Source organism: Actinotignum sanguinis (genome assembly GCF_003957255.1).
Lineage (GTDB): Bacteria > Actinomycetota > Actinomycetes > Actinomycetales > Actinomycetaceae > Actinotignum > Actinotignum sanguinis.
Genome location: NZ_QDIE01000013.1, coordinates 37,072 through 55,878 on the forward strand (window position 1 = coordinate 37,072; position 18,807 = coordinate 55,878).

At 61.5% G+C, this 18,807-nt stretch carries 10 protein-coding genes; 5 read left to right on the forward strand and 5 right to left on the reverse strand.

From position 1 onward, the window contains the following. Positions 1-83 precede the first annotated feature (83 nt). The 4 genes from DDD64_RS04670 to DDD64_RS04685 all read right to left on the reverse strand — a co-directional run bounded on the left by DDD64_RS04670 (position 84) and on the right by DDD64_RS04685 (position 9,880). Positions 84-5,426, reverse strand: coding sequence for a Rib/alpha-like domain-containing protein (locus tag DDD64_RS04670; RefSeq protein ID WP_126135253.1), 5,343 nt, complete (start codon positions 5,424-5,426; stop codon positions 84-86). A 706-nt stretch (positions 5,427-6,132) separates the two neighbouring features. Further along, complete coding sequence (nrdF, locus tag DDD64_RS04675) at positions 6,133-7,173, reverse strand: class 1b ribonucleoside-diphosphate reductase subunit beta (protein WP_276330028.1); 1,041 nt, start codon at positions 7,171-7,173, stop codon at positions 6,133-6,135. 205 nt (positions 7,174-7,378) lie between these two features. Then, positions 7,379-7,930, reverse strand: a complete 552-nt coding sequence (locus tag DDD64_RS04680) for an NADPH-dependent FMN reductase (protein ID WP_407706497.1) — start codon at positions 7,928-7,930, stop codon at positions 7,379-7,381. Positions 7,931-8,023: 93 nt separating this feature from the next. After that, the gene (locus DDD64_RS04685) at positions 8,024-9,880 is read right to left on the reverse strand and encodes a choice-of-anchor M domain-containing protein (RefSeq protein ID WP_126135254.1); all 1,857 of its coding nucleotides are present in this window, start codon (positions 9,878-9,880) and stop codon (positions 8,024-8,026) included. A gap of 125 nt (positions 9,881-10,005) precedes the next feature. Here DDD64_RS04685 and DDD64_RS04690 point away from each other — a divergent pair, with 125 nt between their 5' ends. The 5 genes from DDD64_RS04690 to DDD64_RS04710 all read left to right on the forward strand — a co-directional run bounded on the left by DDD64_RS04690 (position 10,006) and on the right by DDD64_RS04710 (position 16,760). Further along, positions 10,006-13,062, forward strand: coding sequence for a choice-of-anchor M domain-containing protein (locus DDD64_RS04690; RefSeq protein WP_126135255.1), 3,057 nt, complete (start codon positions 10,006-10,008; stop codon positions 13,060-13,062). 133 nt (positions 13,063-13,195) lie between these two features. After that, positions 13,196-13,978, forward strand: a complete 783-nt coding sequence (locus DDD64_RS04695; RefSeq protein ID WP_126135256.1) for a carboxymuconolactone decarboxylase family protein — start codon at positions 13,196-13,198, stop codon at positions 13,976-13,978. 205 nt (positions 13,979-14,183) lie between these two features. Next, on the forward strand, positions 14,184-14,945 hold the full coding sequence (locus DDD64_RS04700; protein ID WP_276330029.1) for an ATP-binding cassette domain-containing protein: 762 nt from the start codon (positions 14,184-14,186) through the stop codon (positions 14,943-14,945). Further along, entirely contained in the window at positions 14,942-16,159 is a 1,218-nt protein-coding gene (locus DDD64_RS04705) for a DUF7224 domain-containing protein (RefSeq protein ID WP_126135258.1), read from the forward strand. The genes DDD64_RS04700 and DDD64_RS04705 overlap by 4 nt, the downstream gene beginning before the upstream one ends. 4 nt (positions 16,160-16,163) lie before the next feature. Beyond that, positions 16,164-16,760 carry a hypothetical protein gene (locus tag DDD64_RS04710; RefSeq protein ID WP_126135259.1) on the forward strand — a complete coding sequence of 199 codons (597 nt, stop codon included), beginning with the start codon at positions 16,164-16,166 and terminating at the stop codon, positions 16,758-16,760. A gap of 203 nt (positions 16,761-16,963) precedes the next feature. Here the strand turns inward: DDD64_RS04710 and DDD64_RS04715 are convergent, their stop codons facing one another. Further along, a complete protein-coding gene (locus DDD64_RS04715) occupies positions 16,964-18,640 on the reverse strand; it encodes an MFS transporter (protein ID WP_126135260.1) in 1,677 nt (558 codons plus the stop codon). Positions 18,641-18,807 lie beyond the last annotated feature (167 nt).

The following is an 18,807-nucleotide window of genomic DNA, read 5'->3' on the forward strand; positions in this document are numbered from 1 at the left end:
CGCGCCACGCACAAAGGGGCCGCCCCTGATATTCAGGAGCGGCCCCTTGCGGATTGCCTTGCGGCTACCTCAGCAACTCTGCGTTACTTCTTGCGGCGGCGAATCGCCACGCTACCCGCACCGGCGGCCAGCAGAGCGAAGACTGCCAGCGATGCCACATCGGCACCGGTTGCGGTCAGGCCCTTAGCCTTCTTGACCTTCTTGGTCTTCGGTGCAGCCTTACCGGGATCGTTCGGGTTCAACGGGTCAGTGCCGTTCTTGATTTCGTCACCGTCGTTGATACCGTCACCATCGGTGTCGGCCTTATTCGGGTTGGTTGCCTTGCCACCATTCTTGGCTCCGGTCACCTCGTCACCATCGGTGAGTCCATCACCGTCAGTATCCGGGTTGAGCGGATCGGTATTACCAGGCTTGCCGTCCTTATTGAACTTATCGTCCTTGAACGGGTTCTTGGTGCCATTCACCTCGTCACCGTCGGTGAGTCCATCACCGTCGGTATCGGGGTTCTTCGGATCAGTACCGATCGCCTTTTCTTCACCATCCGTCAGGCCGTCACCATCGGTGTCACCCTTATTCGGATCGGTGCCATTGGCAATCTCGTCACCGTCATTGACGCCGTCACCATCGGTATCGGCCTTATTCGGGTTGGTCGGCTTGCCATTGTTCTTGGCACCGGTCACCTCGTCACCGTCGTTCACGCCGTCACCGTCAGTATCCGGGTTGAGCGGATCGGTATTACCAGGCTTACCGTCCTTATTGAACTTATCGTCCTTGAACGGGTTCTTGGTGCCGTTCACCTCGTCACCGTCGGTGAGACCATCACCATCGGTATCGGGGTTCTTCGGATCAGTACCGATCTTCTTCTCTTCACCGTCCGTCAGGCCATCGCCATCGGTATCGGGATTCTTCGGATCGGTCTTGGTGGCCTTGGAGTCGTCGACCTTCGGAGTGCCATCTTCGTTACGAGCCGGCTTGCCGTTCTCGTCGATGTCCGTGCCAACTTCCTCGCCGTCGGTCAGGCCGTCACCATCGGTGTCCGGGTTCTTCGGATCGGTGCCGAGGCCCTTTTCGCGACCATCGGAAACACCATCACCGTCAGTATCCGGGTTCTTCGGATCGGTCCCGTCCTTCTTTTCGTCACCGTCGTTCACGCCGTCACCATCGGTGTCAGCATTGTTCGGATCCGTGCCGTCCTTGATTTCGTCAGCGTCGGTGACGCCGTCGCCATCGGTATCGGCCTTATTCGGGTTGGTCGGCTTGCCACCGTTGTTCTTGCCGGTAACTTCGTCGCCGTCGTTCACGCCGTCACCATCGGTGTCGGGGTTGAGCGGATCGGTATTACCAGGCTTGCCGTCCTTATTGAACTTATCGTCCTTGAACGGGTTCTTGGTGCCGTTGACTTCGTCGCCGTCGTTGATGCCGTCGCCGTCAGTGTCCGGGTTCTTCGGGTCGGTGCCGATCTTTTCCTCTTCGGAATCGGTCAGGCCGTCGCCGTCTGTATCCGGATCCTTGACGGTCACCTTGGAGGTGTCCAGGGTCTTGCCACCATCCTTGATGGTCACGGTGATCTCAGACTTGTCCTTGGCATCCGCGGGTACCTTGACCACAACGTTGCCGTCCTGGCCAATGGTGCAGGTCGCACCGCCGGTCGCTTCACAGGTAGCCGAAGCCGGAATCTGGCCATTAGCCGGATCCTTCGTCAACGTCACATCAGCACCGGGCTTACCCTCGCCGTCGTTCCACGCCGGGCAACCATTATTGGAAGCCGGCCCAGCGATAGTCGGGCACTGATCCTGAGCATCGGGCACACCGTCATTATCACCATCCGGGTTCGGAACCGGATCCGGCGCCGTAACGGTCACCTTCGGCGTGTGCAGCGTTTTGCCGTCGTTCTTAATGGTCACCGGAATTTCGGTACCGGGGGTTGCCCCTTCCGGAACCTTGACGACGACGTTGCCATCCTGGCCAATGGTGCACGTGGCACCATTACCAGCTTCACAAGTCGCGGTCGTCGGAATCTGGCCGTTAGCCGGATCCTTCGTCAACGTCACATCAGTACCAGGCTTACCCTCGCCATTGTTCCACGCCGGGCAACCATTATTGGAAGCCGGGCCAGCGATAGTCGGGCACTGATCCTTATCCCCGGACACACCGTCATTATCGGGATCCGGGTCGGCGATGGTCACGGTAGCCGTATCGAGGTCCTTGCCGTTGGGGTCCTTGACCTTGACAACGATCTGGTCCTTATCCTTCGCATTCGCGTTCGGAGTAACCGTGATCGAGCCATCCTCGTTCAGCTTCGCGGTACCGGGGCCGGTGACTTCCACCGTGGAGCCCGCCGGAACCGGGCCGCCCGCGTTGGGCAGCTGCGCAGGTTCGGTCGGCTTGGTGGTCGTGTCATTCCAGGCCGGGTTATTCGGGGCAATCACGGTCACCTTGGAGGTGTCCAGGGTCTTACCGCCGTCCTTGATGGTCACCGGAATTTCGGTACCGGGGGTTGCCCCTTCCGGAACCTTGACGACGACGTTGCCGTCCTGGCCGATGGTGCAGGTCGCACCGCCGGTCGCTTCACAGGTAGCCGAAGCCGGAATCTGGCCGTTAGCCGGATCCTTCGTCAGCGTCACATCAGCACCGGGCTTACCCTCGCCGTCGTTCCACGCCGGGCAACCATTATTGGAAGCCGGGCCAGCGATAGTCGGGCACTGATCCTGAGCATCGGGCACACCGTCATTATCACCATCCGGGTTCGGAACCGGATCCGGCGCCGTAACAGTCACCTTAGGCGTGTGCAGCGTTTTGCCGTCGTTCTTGATTGTCACCGGAATTTCGGTACCGGGGGTTGCCCCTTCCGGAACCTTGACGACGACGTTGCCATCCTGGCCAATGGTGCACGTGGCACCATTACCAGCTTCACAGGTAGCCGAAGCCGGAATCTGACCGTTAGCCGGATCCTTCGTCAACGTCACATCAGTACCAGGCTTACCCTCGCCATTGTTCCACGCCGGGCAACCATTATTGGAAGCCGGGCCAGCGATAGTCGGGCACTGATCTGCGTCGTCGTTCACACCGTCATTATCGGTATCCACCGGAGCCGGAGTGGTGACAGTAACCGGAACCTTGACGGTATCGGTGCTGCCATCCGGGTAGGTGACGACAACCGGAACTTCGTAGGGGCCAGCAGCGGTACCCGCGGCCGGGGTCACCGTGATGGCACCGGTTTCGGGATTGACCGTGGCGGTAATCGGGGAGTTGTCACCGAGCTTGAAGGTGGTCTTCTTGCCCTTTTCCGTGGGAGCGGGGTCCTTTTCTACCTTCTTGGTAGAGAGCTTATCGAAGGTGGGAGCCGGGACCTCAATGGTCTGCCCCGCCTCAACGGTGTTGTCCTGCTTGTAAATCGGATCGTAGGTGTCGGTAAGTTGCGGTACAACCGTGACCGGGACCCACGTCTTCAGCTTGAGCTGGTTCTTGGGATTGAGCGGATCGGTCACCGTAGCAACCACCGGGATGCGGTAGTCGCAGGGGGCCACGTCCGCGCCGGGCTTGACGGTCACCACACCGGTGGCCGGATCAATGCTGGCCCAGCTCTTCGCGGTCTCGCCCAGCGCGTAGCTGGTGCCCTCGGGCAGCCGGTACTTATTGTTACCGGACTGCGTGAAGCCCTTGGCTTCGCGAGTCGCGTAAGGAGCCTTACTCTTCTCGGTTTGCGTCTTCTTCACCTTGACGGCGTCGTACTTCACCGGAAGCGCGCGCACGATGAACGAATCCGAAGAAACGACGTTATCGGCAGCGTAAAGAGTTGCCGTGTAGATTTCGCCGTCCTTCGCGTTCTCCGGAACGGTGAAGAAAGCCTTCTTGGCGTCGCTGAGCTTCTTCAGGTCGCCATTGGTTTGAACAACCTTGCCCTTCGAATCGGTCCACACGATCTTATTGGGGAGCGGGGAAAGCGCCTTGCCGGTGAGCTTGATTTCAGCGGTTTGACCCGGCAGCGCGTAGTTTTCCTGCGCATCGAAGTTCGTGATATCCAGTTCCACCTGCACGCTGAGAACCAGCGCCAAATTGACGTTGTACCAGTTGTTGGTAATCAGGTTCACCGCGGCGGAGGTCTGCGGAGTCCACGAGGCGTTCGAGTTGAACATATTGAAGGTCTGGCGCATGAAGGAGGAGTAGTTCGGAACTACCCGTCCGTTCGGATCCAGCACGTACATGTAGATCCGGTCCACGTCCGCACCGGCGTTCTTCGGCAGGCGGATCGTGTACATACCCTTTTCGTTCGTGGTGGCCGTGTAGGTGCCCTCGATGTACTCGGGGTGCTCGGTGAGCATGTCACGGACCTTGACCTCGCGGTCATTGACGGACGGAGTGGCGTTGCGCAGTTCCTGGAGCGCGGCCTTGCCGGCCGGGGTCAGCTGCGAGAGCACCACCGTGTAGCCAGAAGCTACCACGTCGCCGGAGGTGTTGAAATTCGGACCGGTTGCCGAGTTGGCAAGATCGCCCGCGCCGGATTCGAACCACACCTTGCCGGAAACGGAATCCCGGGTGGAGAGAGTCACGGCAGGATCGGGCAGCGCGCCCTTATCATCGTGAATCCACTCGTTCTTCGGGCGGGTGAGGTAATCATTCGGATCGGTGTACATGAACACCGCGGTACGCTGCATATTGGTACCGATAAGCGGGAACTGGCCAAGATTATTAGCCGTCACGCTATTGACGAAAGCGCCCGGGAAGAAACCGCCAGCCTGGCGCACCATGGTGACGGGGTTGCCGGCCGGGTTAGTGAAATCGTTGATCCACAGGCGGTAGTACTGGCCTTCAACAGCCTTGTACAGGTGCTGCTTTCCGGTGTTATCCACCCACGGAACGCGAAGATCGAAGGCGTAGGCGCCGGGGCCAATCTGGCTGCCGTCGCTCTTGTCGATCGTTCGGACGGTGGTGGAGTAAATCGGGGAGGCAGAACCATCGGTATCACGCCACTGCAGGTACACCTTTGTTCCATCCGGAACCGGGGTGGCACCGTTCGACGTGGTTGCCGGCGTGCCAACGCCACCGAAGAAAGCGCGCCCTGAGAGCGTGTTCTTGGCGTTACTGGCATCCGTTGTGGTCTTGATCCAGCCATTCTTGAAAGCATCGGCTTCGATGATGGCATCTTGCTTGGCAGGAATATCCGGTCGGTTAGCGCCGGGTTGGTTCGCGCCTGCTTCAACAGCGGTATCACCGACATACGTCGGACACTGCGCTGCGGGAGCAGTCGGCGCCGCACCGGAATTCCCTTGCGGTGCAGCGTAGGCGAATCCCGAAGCAAACGTCGTCATAAGCGCCGCGGCGGTGAGACCGGCCCACACTTTCGTGCGACGACGATGCCCACCCTTGCGGGACACAGACGCGGAGACTCCGGGCGCCGACTGAGTCGACTCCGTGTGTTGGGACATTATTCCTCCATTAGTAGGGATATGGATCGTTAGGGTGGATTGTGACGAGCACGTGAATGGTGAGAGGGCAGCGCTGGAGTGCACCCCCCCCCCCGCAATTCAACTGACTCGGTCAGCGAAATCGCCTAAACAGTTTCTGAGCCTAACACAAGAAGCCATATTCAATCATTCAGTACATAACCTTATATAAACCCAGGTGAAACAAGCCCGCCCCCACGGGAATAACTAACTTTTTATCAATCCGTTTCAAAGATATTCACTAAGTATTAACCCGCGGTAGCGCGCGGTTTTGAGCACCCCAGCCCCACTCCATTTACATATGCGGCACCGCCGCGCAGCGACTTTTCGGTATGTACAACGCGGCCCTACCCCGCCTCCCAGCGGCCTGAATAATAATACTTTCCGCTAGGGGCGATAGTGGCCAGATAACCGCCACCCCACCCAGGCGGTACTAAAGTCCCGTGCCGCAGGGGCGAAAGCACGGGCGCGCCGGCGGCTGCAAACCCGCGTAGCGCTACACTGCCCCGCGTGCATGCTTATTCAGAACCACGGCCCCTACCTGCGACTTCATTTGAGAAAATGTGCCCAATATCTCCTTTATGTCGCTTGTCGGGGTGGCCTCCCACGCGCGGCACCCGCGCCGGAGGCCACCCCGACGGCCGCACCCTCACTCCGGGACTTTAGGGCCGCGGCGCCCAGCACCCCTTTAGAACTCCCAGTCCTCGTCGGTGGTATCTTCCGACTCCCCAATAATGTAGGAAGAACCGGAACCGGAGAAGAAATCGTGGTTTTCATCCGCGGCCGGGGAGAGCGCGGTAAGAATCTCCGGACTCACCCGCGTTTCTTCCCCGCTGAAGCGCGCCGGATAGCCTAGGTTCATAAGCGCCTTATTGGCGTTGTAGCGGACGAAAATTGCGACGTCGTCCATAAGGCCCACCGGCTCGTACAGCTCACCCGAATAGTCGAGTTCCATCTGGTAGAGCTTCTCGAGCAGCTCAAAGGTGAATTCCTCCATCTCCGCGTGCCGCGCCTCGCTGCATTCCTCCAGGCCGCGCTGGTATTTGTAACCCGAGTAGTAGCCGTGCACCGCCTTATCGCGCAGGATGAGGCGAATGAGATCCGCGGTATTCATGAGTTTGCCGCGGCAGGACAGGTAGAGGGGCAGGAAGAATCCGGCGTACAGCAGCAGCGAGGAGAGCAGGGTGGAGGAAACCTTGCGCTTGAGCGGATCGTCACCCACATAGTGTTCCAGCACCGCCCGGGCCCGTTGCTGGAGCAGCGGGTTATCCACCGCCCAGGTGTAGGCCGCCTCAATCTGGGCGCTCGAGGCCAGAGTGGAGAAAATTGAGGAATACGAGCGCGCGTGCACGGCCTGCATGAAGGCGATATTGGCGTACACGGCCTGTTCGTGTTCGGTATGCGCGTCCTGAATCTGGCTAATTTCACCAATACTCGCCTGCACGGTATCCAGCAGCGTCAGCCCGGTAAAGACGCGCATAACGAGAGTCTGTTCCACGTCGTTCATCCGCTGCCAGGAGGGCAGGTCATTGGAGAGCGGTACCTTTTCCGGCAGCCAGAAATTCGCGGTGAGCCGGCGCCACACCTCCAAGTCCTTTTCCTCCGGGACGTAATTCCAGTTGATCGGACGGAAGGGCCCCTCGGGATGCTGGATGTACTGCGGCGGCATAAAAGAACGCAGGGTGTAATGCCGTCCATCGGGTGCGCTCATGACTTCTCCAATTTTCATCAAAACACTAGATATTGTGGTCACCTAAATTTCGACCACTAGATATAGTGTCGCATTGTGGACATCTAGGACTTAAGGCTCGCCACAGTGGTGTATGTCATAACGACGACACCGCTCCTTCCCCACCAACACCCGGCCACACAAAACACCCCCGAGCCGGCGGAGAGCCAACTCGGGGGTGCACTTTGGCGATTCGCGAGATTTACTACTTCTCGACGAGAGCCACGAAGCGGTCAATGTACCCGCGCACAAAGTCCGCGGTATCGGCCTTCAGCTTGCCGGACTCATCGAAGAGCTCCGGGGAGCGCCCCAGGAATACTTCGGGCTGCCCGGGCATGGGCATATCGAAGTAGGAGAGGGCCAGGCGCAGATTCTTCTGCGAGCTGTAGCCGCCCATGCGCCCCACCGAATGGCTGATAATGCCGGCCGGCTTATTCTTCCAGGCCACATCGCTATTGGGCTTGGAGCCGATATCTACGGCGTTCTTCAGGCAGGCCGGCACGGTGCGATTATTTTCCGGCGTGACAAAGAGGATGCCATCACTAGCCTTAATGGTTTCCCGGAAGCGGGTATAGCTTTCGGGCAGGGGTACGTCCGTCACAGCGGCGTCGTCGTAATCGAAGTTGTAGAGCGGTAGGTGACCGATCTCCACAATCTCCACCTCGTAGCCCTCGGGGAAATAGCCGGCCACTTCGCTCGCGATTTTGCGGGCGTAGGATCCGCGCCGCAAACTACCCACCAGAATTGAAATCTTCATAAGTATCCCGCGCTTTCCGCTCGTATCTTGACTGGGTGTTCCGCGCCCGGCCGCCGCCAGCGGCACCGACGCGGACGCTGCCCCTATCATAGGCTAGGCCCGTTTGCGGGTGTAGAGCACCACTCCGCCTACGCAGAACAGCGCCAGGGTGACCGAGAGCGGATCGATAACCTCGGAACCGGAATGGGCGAGGTTATTCCCGAGCTTCTTACCTTCGCGTTCCAACTGGGCGATTTGCTCGGGGGATAGCTCGCACGGCTGACCGTCCGCGGTGCGGCCTTCCCACACCGTTTCGGTCCCACCGCCGCTGGAACCGAACCACTGCTGGCCCACCAGCTGCCCGAAGGTACCCGATTCGAATACGGCCATCTTGCCGGGCCCGGACACGCTGGTCACGCTCAGGGTGAGTTCACCGGTGGTGGCCTCCCGGAAACTGGGATGCTGGGTATTCGCACCCAGCCACGGCACCCCGGAAACCTGGCTGGAGGAAATCATGTAGATGCGCTCGCCGGCGCCAGCCACGAAATCTATGCCGGCCGGGGCGGTGGTGGCCGCGGCCTCCCCCAGCCCGAAACTCAGGGAAGCCGGATCGAGCCACTGCCCGGAATTATCGTCCTTGACGGCGGCGCGCAGCTGCCCGCCGTCCACCACGGCACCCAGGTCGTAATGGCCGCTATTGGCGGTACCACTTCCCCCCACATTGAAAGTGAGGCTTGTGGTGGTGGATAGGCGGGTGCCGTCCTTCGCGGTGGCGTTCAGAGCCAGACCCACCGTGTAGGTGCCCGGCTGGGTGAAGACCCAATTGGGGTGCACGTGGGTATTGGCCGGGATCGTATGCGAACCACTGGCACCCCCGCTCGCGGCACGCTCCACCGGGGTGGGGATGCAGATCGGCGCGGCGGGTGCTTGGCCAGCGGGCGCGGCCGGGCCGGGCGCTTGGGGCGCTTGACCGGCTGGCCCTTGACCGGCTGGCCCTTGACCGGCTGGAGCCTGCGTGGTGCCGCCTGGCGCCTCGGTACCCGGCGCACCGTTCGCACCGCCGTTCGCACCGTTCGCACCGCCGGTTCCGGCCGTCGGGGTGCCGCTCGGAGCCGGGCCGGTACTCCCATCGCCCGCGCCCGGGGTGGATCCACTGCCCGGGGCGGCGGAGTCTCCCGGCGTACCCGCGGCGCCGTCGTTCCCATGACCGGAGCCGCTACCAGAATCGTTGCCAGAACCGCCGTGCTCGCCACCGCGAGCGGCCGCAATCGCGGCGTCACCCACCGCCCAGGTATAGGTGCGGGCGGGCGCGGTCAGGGTGCCACCGGGGGTGTCCACTTCGGCACGGACCGTCATGCGATAGGTGCCGGGCGCGGAGAAGAGCCAGTTAGCGTGCTGGTGCGCCGGTTCGGGTTGGGTAATAACGCTGCCTTGCCCCATCTGGAAACTCGGAGCGCCGGAGGCGTCGCGCAGGATCGGGTTGAGGGTGGCGAGATTCGTTTCCCATAGGAACACTTTTCCGGGGCCGTCGAGCTGTTCCACCACGAACCGCACCGCGGTGCCGCCCAGCTGGCGCGCCGCCCCGGAATCCCAGCCGGGCCAGACAATTCCGGCCTGCTGCACCTGGTCGAGCAGAAAGCCGGGTGTACCCAGCTGCGCAACTTCTGCGACTTTGGTAGTAAAAGCCTTTTCCGCCACACCGATCACGGTTTCTTCCGGCGCGCGTTGCACTCCGGTTCCGGTGGCGTCTTCTTTGAGGTTGAGGGAAATGCTGCCGTCCGCCCCCGCGGCAATATTGAAGAGATCCATATGTCCAGAGGTGAGAACGGTGGGCTGAGCCGCCCCCGCGGGCGATGCCGGCGGCGCATCCGGGGCGGCCTGCGCGGCAGGAAGGAATGCTCCCCACCCGGCCAGCAGCGCCGCCATTGCGCCCGCCAGCCCCGCCGCAGCACGCCGTGTGAGTGCTGTCATGACTTTCCTTTCCTTGCGGTACTTGCGCCCCCTAGCCTATTTGATAACAATAATGATTATCAATAAGGGTGTGATGTGGTAGTCGCCCGTTCGACTTACCGCACACCGAAACGGAAAGAGAAAGAATGGCACGACGCTTCCTCGCGGCCCTGGCCGCCGCCGCACTCACCGCCGGAATTGCCCCGGCAGCCGCGGCCGCCCCGGATGACGGAAAGATTGTCACGACGACGGCGCACGTGGACGCCCCCAAGGTTTTTTGGGAAAACGGTACGTTCGTGCTGAAAAACGAAGCCTATGACGAGCTGTACCCGCTGGAAAAGACCGTCAACTGGGTGGGGCGCGGCTACGCGCGCAGCGGCTCAAATAAGGGCGGGCAGCAGTATATTTTCCTCCCCCCGGATAACGAAGCTTACGGGCACCTGCGCAACGTGGCCGAACGCTGGTATTCCGCGCCGGGTATGCCCAGCGGCCCCTTCCCCATCTGGGCCGGATTCGGCGCGGACGCAGCCATTCCCGTGGAGCAATTCCGCAACGGCACCTTCGCACTCGAGCTGACCAAGTTCGACGGCCCGGGGCGCATGGAAGCCTTTATGACCAATATGGACCTCTACCTCCCGCTTTTCTCGAGCCACGAGCCGGGGCGGCGGGTTTCTTACCTGGTACCGGGCAGCCACACCCATAACGAAACTGCTTTCACCAAGCCGGGGCGCTACACCCTGACCTATCGCGCCATCGCGCGCGGAGTGGACGGCAATATCATCGCCTCACAGGAGATTCCTTTTGTGTGGCAGGTGGGTGGTACCCGCCCGGCCAAGGAGGCGGGCCCCGATCTGGCCACTGCTTTCAACGCCGCCCCCACCGGGGATACCTCCGGCTACCGTTTCTCCCTCACCCCCTACGCGGGGCGTGAGCACGACGGCGATGATCAGCTCACCGAGCTGCGTTTCGATGCCGGTTCGGAAACGGTGCAGGGGAAGGTCCAGTTCTTCCTGGACGGCTACTTCCTGGCGGAAGTCCCGGTAGAGAAGGGGAAGGCGCGCTGGGCGGAGATGATCGGCTCGGGCGCCTCGAATTTCCAGGCTGTTTTTGTGCCGGCCGCGGGAGGTGGCACTCCTGGCGGGGATACCGGCACCGCCTCCGCCACCCGCGCCGCAGCTAACACCGCCACTGGCGCGCGTTGGGTTTCCGCCCCGGTTTCCTACACTTTCGGGGCTGCCGAGGCCGCCACCGCGGAGAGTGCCGCGCAGCTGCCCGAGCCCCATTCGCAGGATCCGGCGCCGGCTTTTGTGAGCGGAGAGTATACGCCGTCGTCGTACGACTACACGGTCCGCACGGAAAAGACGGCCACCGGGAACGTAACCACCTCGGTTGCTTTCGCGGACCCGAAGGTGCGCGCGCATGTGCACGGCGGATACTACGCAAAAGCGGAGGATAAGTACCCGGATTGCGAAGTGAATATGGTGACGGATTCGCGCGGCGTGGCGAGCGTGACCCAGGGGGATTCCTGGTGCGAGGGTTACCATCTCAAGCTCAGTATCGAGCCGCATCCGGACGTGAATATGAGCGCGGCAGCCGATGTGCATTTCGGCACGATGGACCTGAGCGGCCCGCAAAGCTATTCCGGGCGTCTCGCCGCGGCTCCCGCAATTGGCACCGGTACCCAGCCGGCTCCCGGGCCGCAGCCCGATCCGGCGCCGGGTCCGCAACCGAATCCCGCGCCGAACCCGCCCGCGCCGGCGCCCACGCCTTCGGTGTCCCCTAGCGCTCCCGCACCGGCACCCATGCCGAATCCTGCCTCGTCGCGCACCATCTTGCGGCGTGGCCACGTGGATCTGCAGGCAGTGGCGGGCCAGGCCGGCCAGAATGGCCCGGGAATTACCCTCAAGGACGATACTCTTGAGCACGCGACCACCTCGGTGCAGCGCGATGTGAGTACCGTGGCGCTGGCGGTTCCCGATTCGGCCAAGTCCCCGCGGGCAAAGGGTGCGGTTTTCGATTTCCTCGGCGCGGAGGGCACCCGGCTCTACCAGCTGCCTCAGAACTGGGATCGTTCGCATATTTGGCCCGGGTGGTCCACGGAGAGCTACCGCAAGCCCACGCGTTTCCACGTGGAGCCGGAGTCGATTCCCGCCGGCGCGCAGTATCACGCCTACGCGCTGAGCGGTTTCGGGAACGTGGACCGGCTTTTCGATGCCGAGCGCACCGCCCTTGACCTGCCTGATCCCACACACCAGCACGCCGGCTGGGCTTTCACGCAGCCGGGCGTGTACGTGCTGCGGGTGTGGTACGACGACGCCGCCGCTTCCGCGGCGGAGCGCGGCACCGCGACGCCGGTAGCGGATCCCGGGGCTCGGGCCAAGCGCCTGGTGTTCTTGGTTGGAGATGAGACCATCTCCGGCTACGAGCAGGGCACCGTGAGTATTCCCGGCGATCCCACCGCTCCCGAACCGGGCGGTGCGGATCATCCCTCCGCGGATCCGACCCCGGGTGGGAATCCCGGTGGCGCGCCGAATCCTGGCGGAAACCCCGGAGGTAACCCTGGTGGCAACCCAGGCGGCACTGTCAATCCGGGTGGTGGGCCCACGCCGGGCACCACTCCCGCACCGCAGCCGTCAGCCACACCCGAAACCCCGGGGGGCGTTAGCACGTCAAAACCAAATCCACAGCCGGGTATACCCGGCACTGGAAATAATCCCGGAACCAAGCCGCAAACACCGGCCGGACCGCCCGCGCCCGCCCCGCTTCCGGTGAATCCCGGGGCGAAGGTGCTGCCGCCGAACGGCACCGCACCGCTCGGCCCCGGTGGCCGCGCCACCCTCACGGGTAACCGGGCTGGTGGCGCGCCGCAAGCAGGCGGAGGCGGGGCACCGCGCCCCCTCTCCCCCGCTCCGGCGAAGGCTGGCGGGCCGGGGGCTGGCAAACCTGCCGCACCCTCCGCTTCTCCTTCCGCGAGCGCCACGCCTAACGCCGGCGCACCGTCCGGTTCCGCCTTTGTGGGCATGCCGAATGGCGCGGTAGGTCCGGGCGGCTCCGGGGCTGCTGGCGCGAATGCCGACGCTTCGGCAAGCGGCTGGGATCGGAGCATTAAGCTGAGCACCCTGGCGAAGATCATGGGCGTTATTGCTTTGTGTGCCCTGTGCCTGGGCGGCGGCGTCGCCCTGGAACGCCACCGGCGCAAGTAACGCACCTATGAACGGACCGGGCCACTAAGGCCCGCCCCTACACCCCGGCGCACCCGCAAGCGGCTGCGCCGGGGTGTAGGCTGATTTTGGCTGGGCAAAGGCGTCGGCCATAGACGTAAGGAGATGATCTCGAATGAGCGAGAAAATTACCCAAACCGCGGGCCGTACCCAGCTGGGAGATTTCGCCCCACTTTTTGCCGAGCTTAATGACGATGTTCTTTTCGGGCAGGTGTGGAATCAGCCCGCCTTGTCTCTCAAAACGAAATGCGTGGTCACGGTGGTGGCGCTGATGTCCTCCGGCATCACGGATTCTTCGCTGCGCTATCACCTGGAGAACGCGAAGAATCACGGGGTGACCCGGGAAGAAATCGCCGCAATTATCACGCACGCGGCCATGTACGTGGGCTGGCCGAAGGCGTGGGCGGTTTTCAATCTAGCTAAAGACGTCTGGAGTGGCGATGCTGAAGCTGCCGGCACGGATGCGCTGAGCGCCAAGGAACGCCACGCGCGTGAATGCATCTTCCCGATTGGTGCCCCCAATGACGGTTTCGCCCAGTATTTCATCGGGCAGAGCTACCTCGCGCCGGTTTCCACCAGCCAAGTCCCCATGTACAACGTGACTTTCGAGCCGGGGTGCCGCAATAACTGGCATATTCACCATGCCTCGAGCGGTGGCGGTCAGATCCTTATCTGCGTAGCCGGGCGCGGCTACCACCAGGCATGGGGCCAGCCGGTGGAAGAAATGCTACCCGGGGATGTTATTAATGTGCCGGCGGGCACGAAGCATTGGCACGGGGCGGCGCCCGATAGCTGGTTCTCCCACCTCGCTGTGGAAGTTCCCGGCACGGATACCTCCAACGAGTGGCTTGAGCCAGTGAGCGATGCGGAGTATGCGCGGCTGACTGCACGCGATTAAAGCCGCGCGCTGGACGCGATAGATACGTAGAGCAGACTTACGCTCCCGTTTGGGCTGATTGAATCCAAGGAACAAGCCTTCTCCTCGAAGACGTTTATGTCGGAAATAAATAACCGACCTAAGCTATTGCGTGTATTCCACGTCACGTTGTAGGCTCAAAGAGTACACGAAACGTTCAATAGCTTTGGTGGCAGGGGTGGAGACTATGCTAACTACTCGTCATCTAACCCAGGGGTACTCCGCGTCGAATCCCGTCTTTAGCGGACTTGACGCGGAGTTTCCCTCCGGGGTCACTGCTTTATTGGGACCAAACGGTGCCGGAAAAACCACTTTATTGCGTACCTTAGCGGGGCAGTTACGGCCGCGCGAGGGCAGCGTTTATATTTCCGGGAAACCCCTCCAGAAAGCCAACTGGCGCGAATTGGGGCGAAGCATCGGCTACCTGCCGCAAAAAATCACATTTGATCCCAGGCTCACTGTTGCGGAATTCGCTTCGTATATCGGCTGGGTGCGTGGCGTGGCGCGCTCAAATATTGATACCTCGGTGCGCACAAACCTCCGTGATTTCGATATTGAAGAACTCGCCAATAAGAAAATGGGAAGTCTATCCGGTGGGCAATTGCAACGAGCCGGATTGGCCGCCGCCAAAGTGGGCGACCCGCAGGTATTACTTCTTGATGAACCAACGGCCGGCTTGGATCCGGTGCAGCGCGTAAAATTTCGAAAACTCCTCGGCGCACACCTGGCGGATACCGTCATCATCTCCACCCATCTCATTGAGGACATTGTTCATGTAGCCGAAACTGTTCTGGTCTTCGACCAGGGCACTATCCGTTTTTCGGGAACGGTGGCGGAACTGGAAAACCTTGGTAGCCACGCTGGCACTGATACGCGAGATATGAGCCTGGCGGAGGCGGGCTTTATGGCGGTATTGGCCGGACAAACTCCACAGGGGAGCACGTCATGATTTTCTGGCCCTACCTCAAACGTCACCCCCATCTCATCAGCGCGCTCCTCACCCTGATAGTCGGAGCGATAGCGTTATGGCTCCTACGTGATTCCTGGGTGGGCTATACGAGTGCCACGGCAAATTACGCTCTCTGTGGTTTTATTTTCGGGATGCCGCTGGTTTCTGCGATGCAGGCAATTCACTCCGAACGAATCCGTGCGGTAGATCTTACCACGTGGGTGCCGTATTCCCCGCGTCGCGTGCTCATGCAGAACGTCAGCGCGCTGATGCCGGGACTCGTCACCATCCTCTTCACGGGAGCGGTGCTCAGTGGCGCCGCACTAGGGGTAACTGCCATGGCACGCGAGGAGCTCGCGCCGGTCAATATTCATCCGATCATCGGGTACCTATGCCTCGGATTCCTGGGGGTACTTATTGGCCATATGCTCGGGCGAATAGATGCATCTAGCGCCGTACTCGCAGTGGGAAGCTTCGGGGTAATGCTGGGCATTGCCATGTTCACCACGCAATATACTGTGCTAGAGCCCTATATGGAGGTATCACTCCCCCAGCTCTACGCCCTTATTGCAGTGACAGCACTGGCCTTCATCCCCGCGCTTTTCCTTCCCCGGCGTTCCGGCTGGCATAAAAAGCAAAGTGTGGGCAGCTTGATATTTGTCTTTATTGCTGTTGCTACCCTCATCGCCGCCAGCACACTCTTCCCGGAGCCGAGCCAGCGCCGCGGCGCCGGCCAGGTATGCACCACGTCTCAACCTTTCCTGTGCGTATGGAAAGAACACGAACCCGCTTTGAGAACATTCACGAATATCAGCGACCGCATCCTGCCACTTATCCCCGAAGGGATGCCAGTCTTGGATACCTTCGAAGAATTCGCCCTCAACGGTAATCATGATGGCGCGCTAACCTTGAACTTTTCGAGCGCGGATATGGATGACGAAAGCATGCTCGTCACGGCGCTGGTATATCCCCTCACGAATCCGAGCTACGTTGAACGTTCGAATACCGATGCTGGCAAAGTTGCACGTGGAGATTTTACCGTGTGGCTCATGATGCGAGGCGCCCCGAATAAAACAGATAGTTCCTTTATTGCCGACGGTCATGATTCCGCGACAGTGGAACGCGCGCGAGCAATCACTGCGCTACCGGAGGCGGAACAGCGCGCCTGGGCTCAGGCGACGTATGCAGCATCTGTTGCTGATTTAGAGAGGTAGCACGATGCCCTCACACCCGTGGCTCATCTACTTTCGCGCTCACCGGGCTTTGAAGGCATTTGGTATCGCCCTTGCCGCACTCATCGCTATCTATTTACTCGGGGAAGACCACACCTTCCATTCGTGGGTCTCAGGTGGGACAACGCCGCTCGGCCGTATGCTCACCTTTTGCATACCCTTGGCCCTCCTCAGTATCATCGCCCCGCGTGAGGAAAAGGACTACTACGGCAAAGCTCCGGCAGGTATTTTGCTGACGGTAGGGTGCGGAATCGCCAGCGCTACTGCGGCATTAACCGGAGTTTTCGTGCTGCTCACTCACGACTCTGCCGGGCTCAGCCTGCTCCGCCTTCACGTTGCGTGGCTAGCACTTGGAATCGTGAGTGCCTACTTCTTCGGCGCACGCCTCATGTGGGCGCTTCCCCTGGTGCTGGTGTTCCTGAGCGCAGCTTTTGCGCCCGATCGTGAGAGCACCTGGAATCTAGTGCAATCGCGGAGCAATAGCCCCTCGCTGTGGCTTATCGCTGCCGGCATGTGTGTAGCGGCAGGATTATGCGCGGCACTGTACTGCCGAGGCATCCGGCCGCGGTACCTCAAGCGGTAGGTTGCTGCCGGATCGCTTCGAAAGCACATCAGCTTTAACGAGGTGTGGGTGCGTACCGCAGAATCTGCGATACGCACCCACACCTATGTAAATATGCCCGTGTACGGGCGGCAGTCACGCCCTCCGCCCGCCCGCCACCCGCACGTACGGCCCGCGCCGCTTGCGCACTCGCTTCACGAGCGCGCAGCGCGAAGCGCGAAGAACTACGCCTTCTGCTTCTCCACCAGGGCCTGCAAAGCCTTGGTATCCAAGCCGGAGAGTTCATCCACGAGCAGCTGGCGCTCCAGGCGCTGCAGATCGCGCAGCGGCAGCTCGGACAGGCGCGCGATAATTTCCTGGCGCTCGTCGTCCGGGGCGAGCTGCGGGGCCGGAGCCGCACTGGGAGCCGAAGCACCCGCGGTGGCAGAGCCCCCGCCCTTAGGTACCGTCGTCGTAATAGAAACAATGGCGAGCAGCAAGAACACCAAAGAAACACCCAAGGCGACCATCGCGGCCAGGCGAATCGAGGAGTTATCCGTACGCCCGGACATCGCGATCACGTCCGGCACCGGGGCACCCTGCAGCCCATAGAAGACCGCCAGCGAAATCGCGGTACCGATCGCCCCGCCCAGCGAGGAGGCCATCTTGTAGATACCCGAACCGGAACCGGCCTGGGAAGCCGGCAGGTTCGACAGCGCCGCGTCCGTGGACGGGGTGGCGTAGAAGGCCAAGCCCAGGCCGAAGAGGCAGTAGGCGATAACCGCCATGAGCACGTACTGGCCGATGAGCAGGTGCGTGGTCATGAGCAGCCCGCAGGCCACGATGGTGATGAGGCAGCCCCAGATCATGGGCTTGCGCGGCCCGAAGCGCTGGAGCAGCTTTTCACCGATGCGGATGAAGGCGATAATGCACACGCCGTAGCCCAGCGAAAGCAGGCCCGCGTCAAAAGCACTGTAGAGCGAACCGTCTGCCTTGTGCCCGGCCAGCTGGATAACCTGCTGGCTAATAATGAGCATGCCGATGGTGCCATTGACCAGGAAGTTGGAGATCGTGGCACCCGTGAACGTGGTGTTCTTGAAAAGCGCGAAATCAATGAAGGGATTGGTCTGCTTGCGTTCCCACCCGAAGAAGAGCGCGTAGGAAACAACCGCGAGCGCAGTCAGCAAGAGCGTGGCCGCGCTCCCCCAACCCAGCTTCGAGCCGTAGAGCAGCACGATCATGAGCCCGAGGGTGCCGGCGATGAAAAGCACCAGGCCGATAGCATCGAAACTCTTGCGCGGGCCGGTGCTTTCTACCCGGTTTTCCGGGGTGCCCAGGATCATGAGGAAGGCGAGTACGGAAATAATAATCGAGGCGATGAAAATTCCACGCCAGCCCACGAATTGCACCACGGTGCCGCCGAAAATCGCGGCGAGGCCGGAGCCGCCCCAGGAACCAATCGACCACATGGACACCGCGCGCTGGCGGGCCGGGCCGTCCCAGTAGGCCTTCACGAGGGCCATCGAGGCCGGCATAATGCAGGCCGCACCCAGGCCCTGGATCGCGCGCCCGGTCAGCAGCAGCGGCAGCGCCACGCCCCCGGCAGCGAAAATGAGCAGGAGCGATCCGGCTGCGTTGAGCACAATCCCGAGGAGGGTGATGCGCACGCGCCCGATTTTATCGGCCAGCCCGCCCATGAGAACCATGAAGAGACCGGAGAACAGGCCGGTAATGGAAACTGCGAGGTTCATCCCGGCCGCGTCTACGCTGCCGAGGTCCTCCATAATATTGGGTGCCACGGTGGCGGCAGTTCCGGCGAAGAGCCAGAAGGTCACAACCGCGAGGACGATGCCCCACAGAAGTTTTTCGGTGCCGCGGTAGCCGGCATCGGCCGGCGCCTGTGCGCCAGTAGTGGTAGCCATAGTTTTATCCTTTGTCATCGTGGAAATGTGGTCCCGCTAGTGCACCGTCCGCGATTTAGGTTTCCGGTTATGGGGTGGGGGTTTGTTCTAAGACTGTTCTCGCGCGTGCTATTTTCTCCAGGAGGCTATCCACGTCAGCTACCCACGTGAATGGTGTGGCGGTAAGG